Below are 11,777 nucleotides of genomic sequence, written 5' to 3' on the forward strand. Positions count from 1 at the left end.
CAAATACTATGACTAAGATAGGCATTTTTTTTGGTACCGATACTGGCACCACTCGCAAAATGGCAAAAACAATGTACAAAGAATTAGGCGAGGATTTAGCCGACAAACCGTTAAACATTAACCGTGTTGATGCAGAAACCCTGTCCGGTTACGACTTTCTAATTTTAGGGACGCCGACCTATGGTCACGGAGAACTCCCAGGTCTGAGTGCCGACTGTCAAGAAGAAAGCTGGGAGGAGTTTATGCCTAATTTCGATGATATTGATTTGAGCGGCAAAAAGGTTGCCCTGTTTGGCTTGGGTGATCAGGTTAATTACAGTGAAGAGTTTGTTGATGGTTTAGCAGAGTTGTATGAAGCCGTTGTGGAAACAGGTGCAACACTGGTAGGACGTTGGCCTACCGAAGGCTATAGCTTTGAAGCTTCAGCTGCGGATGATGGCGGCGAGTTTTTTGGTTTGGTGTTGGATAACGACAATCAATCAAACCTGCATGCTAATCGTATTAGCCAGTGGCTGGATAAAGTGAAACAAGAAATGGGTATTACCGAAGCCGCCATAGCTTAGTTTTTAGTGCCTATTCAGCAGTGTTGGTTTCACTGCAATAAAAATATAAACAGGATCATCAGTGCTTAGCTCGTAGCCGCTTTTGTTGTAGCAAGCTGCGCTGCTAAGCCGTGTGAAATAGATGAGGAATTTATGACAACAGGTACGACAAAAGATCGTTATGTCACCTTTTGTGATATTGAATGCGATCGTAACGCAAATGAGCTGATTGCAAAGCTGGATCGATTGATTGCTGAAGGTCGTGGCTCTGAACAATGGCGGCATTATTTTCGTCAAAAGCGTGAAGAGCAGCTGGCGCGAGAACACGATAACTTGCATCTGATTGGCAATCAGATTAACCCGCTTTATGAATTTTTCAATGAGGTTGAAGATGAACAGGCGGTAGAACTTCTGTATCAAATTGAGCAAGAATGCTGTTAGCTCTTAGCGATGTTACTGTTAGGCAACAACTCAATGTGATAGTTATTCAGTGATAGCTGTATTTATTATTTATAACGAGCGTTAAAAACCAGCCTCGGCAAGGCGTTTCTCAACAGCGGTAATAAATGTTTGTTTGTTTTTTCGTCGCGCGTATCTTGAAATGGTTTGAATCGGAAACAGGGTTTTCTCGCCAAGGCCGTCGATTAGGTAGAAATCTTCTTCGCCGTCTGCTGGTTGTTCCAAAACAATGTTGCCAAAATTTAGGTCGCCAATGACTAAATCTGTTTTTTCAATTTGCTCAAGCAACGCCCTAAGCTTTTTAGCGCGGCTGGTATTCATTCGGTTTTCGCGGAATAACTTACCGATAGTTGGTGCTAGATTTCCCTTCTTATCGCGAACTGCCGATACCACCAAACCAAGCCCTAAGTCTGTGTCGACAATCCCTTCTATCGGGGCGATATAGCGCACCAGAGTATCTGCTCGATTGTAGCGAGACTGAAAATAGATATTTAACTCGCGTAAATTGCCAGAAAGAAAGATAAAACGATCTTCAATATTGCGATACCAATGTTGTAGTCGGCTCATAGGCCCAGATATTTCTATACGGCGATGAACCTTTACCAGCAACTCAGGGTTATCTGGGTGTTCATAAATGTAGCGGGTTCGACTGATCGCAATTGGCGTCAGTTCATTCAGTTTTAGGTAGCTATGATACAAGGTAAGAGCCTTAGAACGAGATATTTGTTGTTGGGTGCTAGTTATTCAGTACTGGTGTCAGATTATATTAGTAATAACAGTTGTAAGACAGCTGACTCGTATTAATATGGCCCTAAAATGACAAAATTGTGACTTTTTACCTAGCTGTTACATCGAAAGGGACTGCAGTTTTTGCGTGTGCCGACGGCATACGTTACTTTAGGCCGCCTAATTTTAAGCGAACCTAACGCAAAGAGGATTTATGAGTATTACCAGCCTGTTGGGCGACAAGCAGCGATTCGATGTAAAACCTGAAGACACTACCATGAAAGCGGTTGTGACCATGGCAAACGGCGGCTATGAGCAGCTAAATTACACCGATGTTCCTATGCCGAAACCATTAGCAGGCGAGGTGCTTGTCCAAGTGTTGGCAGCCGGTGTCAATAATACCGAGATTAACACTCGTTTAGGCTGGTACTCCTCTAAGGTGACGCAAGGTACCGATGCACTGAACGCTAATGACGATGAAAAATCCAGCGCAGCAGAAGAGCTTGATGGTGGCTGGAATGAGCAGACACCGTTCCCGTTCATTCAAGGTACCGACTGCTGTGGTCGTATTGTCGCCGTGGGTGAGGGGGTTGACCCTACTCGTATCGGTGAACGAATTTTGATTCGTGCCTGTATTCGTCGTGATAATTGGCAGTCGCTAGAAAATATCTGGATGGCATCAGACTTTGACGGTGCCTTCGCGCAGTTTGTGAAAATCACTGCAAGTGAAGCATTCGCGGTTGAGTGCGACTGGTCCGATGCCGAATTAGGCACCATTCCTTGTGCTTACGGTACGGCTGAAAATATGGTCCACCGTGCTGGAGTGGCTAAAGGTGAGCACGTATTAGTTGCAGGCGCTTCGGGTGGCGTCGGCTCTGCGGTAGTGCAATTGGCCAAACGACGTGGCGCTAAAGTCACCGCCATTGTCGGTAAAGATAAGATGGACATGCTGAAAGAACTGGGCGTAGACCAAGTGATAGAGCGCAATGCAGACTTGGTTGAAGTATTGGGCGACAAATCTGTTGACGTGGTCATCGACAATGTCGCCGGTGAAGCCTTTACACAAATGTCCGTGGTGATGAAGCGCGGCGGTCGATATGCATCTTCTGGTGCGATTGCTGGGCCTTTGGTGACATTAGATATGCGGAACTTTTATTTAAAAGACCTGACCTTTATTGGTTGTACCGCTTGGGACGAACCCGTTTTTCCTAATTTGGTTTCCTATATTGAGCGTGGTGAAATAAAGCCTTTGTTAGCGAAAACCTATCCATTGGCTGATATCGTCAATGCCCAAAAAGCCTTTACTGAGAAAAAACACGTCGGTAAATTTGTTTTGCTGCCGCCAGAGTTAACTGAGGCTCAGCAGCAATACATCGATAAGGTGAACGGCTAAAGCTAATTGTTGGCTCACAGTGCTAGCTCTATTTATGTTATCGCTGTGAGCCGAACCCAACAGATTTTAATTCGAGAGTTTCATGTCTAATTCTAGCAGTGCTGAGCGATCCATCTTTGCTCGCTTGGCAACCATTCCGCACGATAATCCAGCAATGAACGAATCGACTTGGTTCGATGTTCAGCCTTGTAAGACCTACCAGCTGTTTGGGCGTTCGGTGGTGATTACTCAGCCAAGTTCCAGTTTTTGGGTATATTTGCTTGGCGTGATCACGACAGCCGTCGGCATCTATTGTTTACTGATGCAAGGTGTTGAACAGACTCGCTTTTACTGGGGCTGGTCGCTTATCTTGTGGGGCGTCGGTGCGCTCATTGCCGGCACCAGTTATCAGGCGTTTGGTTTCCAGTTGAAATGCCAAGGGCGAGAAGTCTGTGCTTGGACCAGCTGGTGGGAAGTGGTGTATCTGATTTTCCAGCAATTAAGTGTCAACCTAATGCTGGTGGCTGTCGTGTATAGCTCTTTGCCTGCAGCTGTTGGTGTTGCTAAGGCGGTTGCGTTAGCAGTCTCAGTACTTTATTGCGTCATGGTTCTTTATGGTGCCTTTAAGCCGCAAAAACAGTTAATCACCTACGAACTGATGGTCAAGGTTTGTACGCCCTTTATCTATTTTTTCATCGCGTTAAATGGCTGGCGGTTTTACCAGCAGGGCATGGCGATTGATGCTGCGCTACTTGGGGTTTGGTTTGGCTTAATTTTGACCGACTTTCTTTATTGGCGTTATTACAATGCTGGCATCAGTGAAAAATTATGGGCCAAGGGCCAATGGTTTACCGAAAATGATGTGCTGCATGTCGCGCTGGTGATTTGGATTGTTTATATCGCAGTGGTATTGGTACCGTTAATGAAAGATGCACCGTTGGTTTAGTCTGTTGACTGTCGATTCAATTTTTTAAATCAATTAAATTAAATCAATTAAAAGGTTATTTGCCGATGAGTTGGATTTTATTAACCCTGCTGGCGGCTTTTAGCCAAAGCTGGCGTAATGCTTTTCAAAGTCGGCTGTCTCAAACATTCAGCACCGTTGCTGTAACCTTGGCGCGTTTTTTATGGGCAGGGCCTCTAGCGCTGCTCTATCTAATTGGGCTTTATCAATGGCGGCCGGTGGCTTTACCGCAATTTTCATTGGTGTCGGCGTTTTTTATTGTCGCCGCTGCACTGATGCAAATTGTTGCCACTGCATTAATGGTTGTTCTTTTTAAGCAAAAAAACTATGCCATTGGTGCAGGTCTGGCAAAAAGTGAAGCGCCGATGTCTGCTTTTTTAGGCGTGCTGTTTTTTGGTACCAGCTTAAGCTTAATTGGCTGGCTGGGCGTGCTTATTGGTGGCTTAGCGGTCTTTGTGCTAAGTACCGCTCAAGGTATTAAGCAGCTGTCGCTAAAAACCGTCCTGTTGGGTTTAGCGTGCAGCACGGCCTTTGCCTTAACCTCCCTTTGGATTCGTGAAGCCAGCCTAAGTTTGGCGCTACCCTTTCCGTACAGCGCGGCCTGGGTGCTGTTGTTGGTGATCGCTGTACAAACATTGCTATTAGTCGGTTATTTAGTATGTAACGACAGACGCAGCCTTGTGATGATGTTTAAAAAACCGACTTACGTTGTGTTGACCAGCCTAGCTAGTTTTATTGGCTCGTTTGGTTGGTTCAGTGCTATGTCGTTACAGGCTGTGCCTTATGTGAAAACGCTAGGGCAAATAGAGGTGTTATTTACGATGTTGATTTCGTATTTTTGGTTAAAAGAGTCGATTAAAAGTAAGGACGTTATCGCCTTATTTATGGTTGGTATCGCTGCAATATTGGTGATGTTGCACTAACGGTCAGATAAATGAGCTTTAAAATACAGCCCCTGTCAATTTGATAGCGAATTGATGATGAAACTGATTGACATCAAAAGCTGGAGCTTATACATTGCCCGCAGCTAAAAAGTAAGCCTATTTTTAACACCTCATTTCGTTGCATTCTGCGTAGTACATCGTCCTGTAGTTTGAAATTTCGTTTGTTTTTATTGCTAATAATGCCTCGCGGAGGCAGTTTTATAATTCATTACAGGATATCTAATATGTCTACTACTACTGGTACAGTAAAATGGTTCAACGAGTCTAAAGGCTTCGGTTTTATCGAACAAGAATCTGGCCCTGATGTTTTCGCACACTTCAGTGCAATCACTGGTTCAGGCTTCAAAACATTAGCTGAAGGCCAAAAAGTTGAGTTCACTGTAACTCAAGGTCAAAAAGGCCCTCAAGCTGAGAACATTGTTGCCCTATAAGGCTAATGATGTTGAAAAAGCAAACCTTCGGGTTTGCTTTTTTTTTGCCCGTAAAAAATAGTTGCTTACGGTTATCAATAGCTTGATATAAGCGCTGGTTGCAGCTTTCAAATAGCGCTAATATCTGCCGCCAACTGTAATCTAGTTGCCGAACGCTATCGGCGCAGCCTGATGCTTGGTTTCTTTTTCTTGAGAGAAGGGGAACAGGTATTAGGTTTAATCATTACATTGACTAATTAGGCTACAAGGCCTCGACGCCAATGCCTTTTATTATATGGAGCTCATATGTCTGTCTTTAAACAAGCCGCACAAGAACTGCTTAATCGTCGCAAGCCGGGTGTTAAAGCACCTCGCTTAGAAGAGTCTATTCGTCCTGCCAGCCTAGAAGATGCATTTGCTATTCATGCTGAAATGGCCACTATCGAGCCAGTGACGGGTTGGAAGTGTTTATTTCCATTGGCGGCAGATAAAATTATTGCAGCACCTATTTTTAATTTGCAGCAAGACACTGATGTTGTTGAATTATTTGAAGATAAAGGCGTTGCACGCGTTGAGCCTGAAGTGGCGTTTGTTTTAGCGAAAGATTTACCTGCTAAAGCAGAAGATTACACCGAAGCAGAAGTGCTTGATGCAGTAGGCAGTGCACACATGGCGCTGGAGTTGATGCAAAGCCGCTTTGAAGAGGGTGCAGAGCAAAGTTATTTTGAAAGCCTTGCTGACTGCATGGTCAACCAAGGTATGTTTGTCGGCCCAGAAATCGACAAAGCAGCGGCAGCTGAATTAAGCACGGTTAAAATCACCGTGACTCAGGGCGATGAAGTGCGTGAACTCGATGGTAAGCATCCAAATGAGCGTGCTATTGATGGTCTTGTTTGGTTGGTCAACTACATGGGCAAACGCGATGTTAGCCTAAAAGCTGGTGCCGCGATCATTACTGGCTCATTCAAAGGCATTGTAAACATGGCGTTTGATGTTGAAACCACCATTGCTTATGAAGGCTTAGCGCAATACCAGGTGACTTTTAAGCGCGCCTAATTATTGTTTGTCAGGTTGTTAAATGGCAAGCCAGATGGCTTGCCATTTTTTTTTGCCTATTTTGAGTCTCTAAAGTTGGCTCATTAAATTAGCCATCCAGTTTTTTTGGGCTCTCTTTTTTGCTAATAAATTATGCTGCTTAATAATTTTTTCTTTAGCCTGCTCAAATTCAACGCGGTGTGCCGGCTGTATTTTTTGGCAAAATAAAATGTGAAAACCTGCTTCCGTTTCAATAATGTAAGAAAGGCTGTTTGCGTTCATCGCAAATAAAGCACAATCGAGCTCGGTATGTAGCAGCCCTTTACTGACTAACCCTAAGTGGCCTTGGTTCATCGCTGTTGGGCATTCAGAATGGCGTTCTGCCATCTGTGCAAAATTATCTGGCGTGAGTTTATAAAGAATATCCTGCATCCGCTTGTGTGCCGCTTCGCGTTTGTTTTCAGCGAACTGGTCATTAATGGTGATCAGTATATGGCTGGCTTCTCGGCGCTCAGGCTGTTCAAATTTTTCGATGTTATTTTGGTAATAAATTTTTGCCTCTGCTTCACTAAAACGCGGGTAATCATCGGCAATAGTATCGAGTACCGCTTCACTGAGCAGCTCAATCGTTAGCGCCTTACGCATGTCTTCTTTGGTTAGCTTATTGGCGAGCAAGGTTTGTTGAAAAGCATTGCTGTCAGGGAAGCGAGATTCTAACTCCTTCATCGCTCTTGCGATTTCAATTTCACTGAGTGTTACCGCGTCGGCTTCTTGTGAGGCAACAATCTGTTTAATTAATAGTAGTTGTTTTGCTACTAGGCTTTGCAGCTTGGATTTTTCCTGACTGTCGAGTTCCGATGCAATACGGCCAAATAGGTCAAGGCTGGTCTTCATGGTTAAATAGGGTGCAAGCGCACTGCTGGCGTTGGCTTGAAAAATTTCTAAATTGGCCTGAGTCGACATGCGGCCTCCTAATGTTAAGCGTTATTTGACTCGGGCAATGAAGGCGGTGAAACGGCCGTCAGTGCACGTGCTGGGACGTCAATATCGTGTTCAATGAGCTGAATACGGTAATGAATTTGTTGCTTCGATCTGTCTACTGCCAATACAGAAACGGTGTCGCCTCTGTTGGCAATGCGTTCACCAGCGACACTTAACGCCAGCGTTAACTGGGCCTTATCGCCGTATTCAAATTCGTTGTAAATCCAGTCTTCACTGGCCGTGGCGAGTTCACTTTCTCGGCAACCGACAAGCTGGTTGCTGTCTAAAAAGTGCACTTGGTAAACAATTTGATCCTGTTGAAAATAACCGGCCTGGCGAATAAAACCAGTTGTACCGCGCCGCACTAAAAGTTGGCCGCGGCCACCTTGTAATGTGCCATCGTTACGAATGTTTTTGATCACACGTACCTCGTCACCGTAATCAAATAGAGGGCGTTGTTGGCTCATACTTGGCACTCCGATGCACAGCTGGCACAGGTGCTGGCTGCTAGCTCAACACGAACGCCATGTTTTAATAAACAATAGGCTTTTGTTAAGGCTGCTTGGTAATCTGCTAAGTTAGGCGCGTTGTATTGCTCCAGCAGTTGGTGAAACAGCTGCAACAGTGGCACTCGTTTATTGTTGATGACATCGGCTTCGTACGGCACCTGTAATAATTCAAAAAACTCTTCAGCGCAGTCTAACTCTTCTAGTTCTTGCATTAGGTTCATAGACAAGCTCCTACTGTCGCCAGTGGCTGTTGGATTTGAGCGCTGTTGTTCATAAGCTGGATTAACTCGGCATCGGTTGGCGTACGTTTTTTCTGCTCCGAAAACTGAGTTAACCGTTGCTTGATCAGTAGCACTTGCTCGATCGGTAATTCAAAACCCAGTGTCTGATAATGCTGAGTAATGGCTTTAACGCCGCTGTGTTTGCCGAGTACTAAACGATGTTCTCGACCTAATAAACTGGGGCGAAAAGCCTGATAATTGCGTACATCTTTTTTGAGTCCGTCGATGTGCAAGCCGGACTCGTGGGTAAAAATAGCGTCGCCGACAGCGCATTTTTGTGGTGACAGTGCACGGCCAGAAGCGGCTGATACCAACTCTGCAATATTTTTTAATGCCTTAAGGTTAACCTGACTTCCAGCTGGGTAGAGTTGTCGATGAACATTCAGTGCCAGCACAATTTCTTCCAGCGCGGCATTGCCAGCGCGTTCACCTAAACCATTAACCGTAGTATTGACAGATGTTGCACCGGCGCGGATAGCTGCCAAGCTATTGGCAGTTGCTAGACCCAAATCATTATGTGCATGCATTTCAATGCTTAGTGAGCAGGCGCTCACTAATTGGCTAATGCGGTCATAGGTTTGGAATGGATCTAACAAACCTAAAGTATCTGCAAAGCGAAGCCGTTCAGCACCGGCCTTCTCAGCAGCAGCAGCGGCACGTTTTAAACTATCTGGGTGTGCACGCGAGGCATCCTCTAAGCCAATGCAAACCTTTAAGCCTAAATCGCGTGCCTGTTGGACGCCGTAATTAATTCGGTCGAGCAGCTCGCGTTCGCTGATGTTTAATTTGCTGATACGCTGTTGATCGGAAATCGGTATCGATAAGTCAACCCAATCCAAGCCAAGCTCTTTGCATAGCACAATATCTTTTGGCATTAGGCGGCACCAAGCCATAGTTTTTGCCCGACTAAGAGTTGTTGTCAGCTGTTTGATGGTCGCTCGCTCTTGTTCCCCCATCGCTGGAATGCCAATCTCTAATTCATCGACACCGGCCAGCTCTAACGCTAGTGCAATGGCCAATTTTTCTTCGCTATTAAAGGCCACACCGGGCGTTTGTTCGCCATCTCGCAGAGTTGTATCGTTGATAATAATCGACATAGTTACACCCTCTTGCTGTTAAACATCAGCCGAACATTGGAATAAAATTATTGGCGCTACGTTCATCAGAATTCCAATAAGGCGATAAAGCGCGGAGCTTTTCGATGATCGGCGGCAGAGTTACTAGCACGTGATCGATCATATCTTCGGTAGTAAAGCGGCTCAGAGAAAAACGAATGGCACCGTGTGCAGCCGTATAGGGAATACCCATTGCTTTCATAACATGGGATGGCTCAAGCGCCCCCGAGGTACAGGCCGAACCGCTAGAAGCCGCAATGCCAGCTTGATTAAGCATTAATAAAATGGCTTCGCCTTCAACAAACTCAAACGCAATGTTAGTAGTATTTGGCACTCGGTTTTTGCTATCGCCGGTGACAAAGCTATTAGGGATTCGTGCTCTTAAGCCTTGCTCCAAGCGAGAGCGCATGAGTTCTATGCGTGCGGTATCTTCAAAAATTGATTGGGCTGCCAGTTCACAGGCTTTGCCTAAGGCAATAATGCCAGTAACATTTTCGGTGCCAGCACGCCTGCCGCGCTCTTGGTGACCGCCGCGAATCATCGGCCGGAATTTAGTACCACGACGTAAATAAAGTACGCCAACTCCTTTGGGTGCATGAAATTTATGACCAGAAATCGATAGCATATCGACATCGATAAAGTCGACATTAACAGGGATTTTTCCTGCGGCCTGTACAGCATCGCAATGGAATAGCACGCCTAGCTGTTTTGCCTGCATGGCTAATTTTTGGATCGGGAATAGGGTGCCGGTTTCGTTATTGGCCCACATCAAGCTGACCACAGCAACGTCTCTGCTTAACGCCTGTTTGTAAGCCTCGACATCTAAGCGACCCTGAGCATCGACACCAATCCAGTGAATGGTGTAACCCTTTCGCTCAAGCATTTTGCATAGCTCTATGGTGGCTGGATGTTCAACCACAGAGGTAATGATTTGTTTTTTATCTGGGAAGCTTTCAACAGCTGATAAAATAGCCGTTGCCGTTGCCTCGGTGGCACAGGAAGTGAAAATCACTTCACTGCCGTGTTCAGCGCCAATAAAGTTTTTTACCTGCTCACGGGCGTGCGCTAAAGCCTTGCCAACCGGCTGGCCAAAACTATGAATAGAAGAGGGGTTGCCATAGTAGTCGGTTAAGTACGGCAGCATGGTTTCAATCACTTTCGGGTCAACCTGAGTGGTTGCGTTGTTGTCGAGGTAACAGGTCATCTTGTTCATGCCATACCTCCGACTTTTGCAGAACTGGCAGCAACCGGATATACAGTGACTTCTTCACCGAGTGCGGCGGTAATTTGTTCTTCTACCATTGCTAATGTTGTTCCAGCTAGACCACAACCACTGCATGCGCCGGTCATTTCAACAAAAACCATGTCGTCTTCAACATCGTTTAACTGGATATCGCCGCCATCGGCTTGAATGCCTGGGCGAATGCTATCCAACACCTCTTCAATTTTTTGAATGCGTTGCACGGTGGTGAGAATCGAATGCTTAGTGGTGTTGGTTTTTCCCCCAGTATCGTTGGCTTGGCTGCTAGCGATGATCGACGATGGCTTAGTTCGTTCCGCCGTTAGTGGTAAGTGTGCAGGTACTGCACTGCCAAGCGTTTTGCCTTCGGCTTTTAAGATATCCTCTAATGCCCACTCAATTTTTTCGTGGCAAGCGCCACAGGCACCACCGGCTTTGGTGTAGCGAATCACATCGCCTAAGGTGGTTAGATTGTTTTGTAGGACGACGCGTTTAATCAGTTCACTGTCGATTGCATAGCAGCGACAAATGAGTTCACCTTCTTCGTGATCCTCTGCGCGTTTTTCACCTTTGTAATCGGCAATCGCTGCTTGCAGTGCTTCCATTCCCATGACTGAACAGTGCATTTTTTCAGGCGGTAAGCCGTCGAGGTAGTCGGCGATCTGTTGGTTGGTGACCGCACCAGCCTGCGTCACGGTTTTACCAATGATGATTTCTGTTAATGCCGAAGAGGATGCAATGGCACTGCCACAGCCAAATGTTTGGAACCCTGCATCTTCAATAACATCGGTTTGCTCATTAATCTTAAGTGTCAGCCGTAGCGCGTCACCACAGGACAAGGATCCGACATCGCCAGTGGCGTTAGCATTTTCAACCGCCTTGGCGTTGCGAGGTGAAAAAAAATGATCTTTTACTTTTTCCGAATAGTCCCACATAGAAGTCTCCAGCCGTACAGTTGTTTGTTGCATCAGTTGATCGCTTAACAGATGTACTTATTGACACCTGCCTATAAAAAGGGGGCGAAGACCAGTTGCAGTAACCCAGTACCTGAGCAGTCTCTCGGAGGGAACCGGTTTAGTGAGGTCTGCTCTCAACTGGCTTCGCTAAGAGTCTTGGTGCAAATAGAGTGCCGTGCAGCGCTTTTGTGTCAGACTGGCTGAGCCGCCGATAAACAGCGGCTTAGAGAGGGTAGCTGTGAA

At 45.9% G+C, this 11,777-nt stretch carries 14 protein-coding genes; 7 read left to right on the forward strand and 7 right to left on the reverse strand.

Annotated elements, in window-relative coordinates; all coding sequences use genetic code 11:
* The first annotated feature begins 8 nt into the window (after positions 1-8).
* Together FME95_RS00155 and cowN are read left to right on the forward strand one after the other, a co-directional pair.
* The gene (locus FME95_RS00155; RefSeq protein ID WP_147711856.1) at positions 9-563 is read left to right on the forward strand and encodes a flavodoxin; all 555 of its coding nucleotides are present in this window, start codon (positions 9-11) and stop codon (positions 561-563) included.
* Between the two features lie 132 nt (positions 564-695).
* Positions 696-983 carry a N(2)-fixation sustaining protein CowN gene (gene cowN / locus FME95_RS00160; protein WP_147711859.1) on the forward strand — a complete coding sequence of 96 codons (288 nt, stop codon included), beginning with the start codon at positions 696-698 and terminating at the stop codon, positions 981-983.
* 81 nt (positions 984-1,064) lie between these two features.
* Here cowN and FME95_RS00165 read toward each other — a convergent pair whose 3' ends face one another.
* Positions 1,065-1,700 (reverse strand): YrbL family protein, encoded by a 636-nt coding sequence (locus FME95_RS00165; RefSeq protein WP_187265393.1) that lies wholly within the window; start codon positions 1,698-1,700, stop codon positions 1,065-1,067.
* Between the two features lie 241 nt (positions 1,701-1,941).
* Between FME95_RS00165 and FME95_RS00170 the strand changes: the two genes are divergently transcribed.
* From FME95_RS00170 to FME95_RS00190, 5 genes are all read left to right on the forward strand, one after another.
* Entirely contained in the window at positions 1,942-3,120 is a 1,179-nt protein-coding gene (locus FME95_RS00170) for an alcohol dehydrogenase family protein (RefSeq protein WP_147711865.1), read from the forward strand.
* A gap of 82 nt (positions 3,121-3,202) precedes the next feature.
* Positions 3,203-4,045 carry a hypothetical protein gene (locus tag FME95_RS00175; protein ID WP_147711868.1) on the forward strand — a complete coding sequence of 281 codons (843 nt, stop codon included), beginning with the start codon at positions 3,203-3,205 and terminating at the stop codon, positions 4,043-4,045.
* A gap of 65 nt (positions 4,046-4,110) precedes the next feature.
* Positions 4,111-4,986 (forward strand): DMT family transporter, encoded by an 876-nt coding sequence (locus FME95_RS00180; RefSeq protein WP_147711871.1) that lies wholly within the window; start codon positions 4,111-4,113, stop codon positions 4,984-4,986.
* 245 nt (positions 4,987-5,231) lie between these two features.
* On the forward strand, positions 5,232-5,438 hold the full coding sequence (locus FME95_RS00185) for a cold-shock protein (protein ID WP_147711873.1): 207 nt from the start codon (positions 5,232-5,234) through the stop codon (positions 5,436-5,438).
* A 285-nt stretch (positions 5,439-5,723) separates the two neighbouring features.
* Positions 5,724-6,473 (forward strand): hydratase, encoded by a 750-nt coding sequence (locus tag FME95_RS00190; RefSeq protein ID WP_147711876.1) that lies wholly within the window; start codon positions 5,724-5,726, stop codon positions 6,471-6,473.
* Positions 6,474-6,542: 69 nt separating this feature from the next.
* On the opposite strand, the gene nifM is transcribed toward FME95_RS00190, so the two are convergent.
* From nifM to nifU, 6 genes are read right to left on the reverse strand one after another with little or no spacing between them, the layout of a single operon-like run.
* Positions 6,543-7,415: a nitrogen fixation protein NifM gene (gene nifM / locus FME95_RS00195; RefSeq protein ID WP_147711879.1), complete on the reverse strand. Its 873-nt coding sequence runs from the start codon at positions 7,413-7,415 to the stop codon at positions 6,543-6,545.
* A gap of 14 nt (positions 7,416-7,429) precedes the next feature.
* On the reverse strand, positions 7,430-7,900 hold the full coding sequence (locus FME95_RS00200) for a nitrogen fixation protein NifZ (protein ID WP_147711881.1): 471 nt from the start codon (positions 7,898-7,900) through the stop codon (positions 7,430-7,432).
* Entirely contained in the window at positions 7,897-8,163 is a 267-nt protein-coding gene (locus FME95_RS00205; RefSeq protein WP_147711884.1) for a nitrogenase-stabilizing/protective protein NifW, read from the reverse strand. Before FME95_RS00205 ends, FME95_RS00200 begins: the two co-directional genes overlap by 4 nt.
* The gene (gene nifV, locus FME95_RS00210; RefSeq protein WP_147711887.1) at positions 8,160-9,320 is read right to left on the reverse strand and encodes a homocitrate synthase; all 1,161 of its coding nucleotides are present in this window, start codon (positions 9,318-9,320) and stop codon (positions 8,160-8,162) included. Before nifV ends, FME95_RS00205 begins: the two co-directional genes overlap by 4 nt.
* Before the next feature lie 25 nt (positions 9,321-9,345).
* The gene (gene nifS, locus FME95_RS00215) at positions 9,346-10,551 is read right to left on the reverse strand and encodes a cysteine desulfurase NifS (RefSeq protein ID WP_147711889.1); all 1,206 of its coding nucleotides are present in this window, start codon (positions 10,549-10,551) and stop codon (positions 9,346-9,348) included.
* Complete coding sequence (gene nifU / locus FME95_RS00220; protein ID WP_222709883.1) at positions 10,548-11,546, reverse strand: Fe-S cluster assembly protein NifU; 999 nt, start codon at positions 11,544-11,546, stop codon at positions 10,548-10,550. The genes nifS and nifU overlap by 4 nt, the downstream gene beginning before the upstream one ends.
* Positions 11,547-11,777: the final 231 nt, after the last annotated feature.

This window comes from Reinekea thalattae, from assembly GCF_008041945.1.
GTDB lineage: Bacteria > Pseudomonadota > Gammaproteobacteria > Pseudomonadales > Natronospirillaceae > Reinekea > Reinekea thalattae.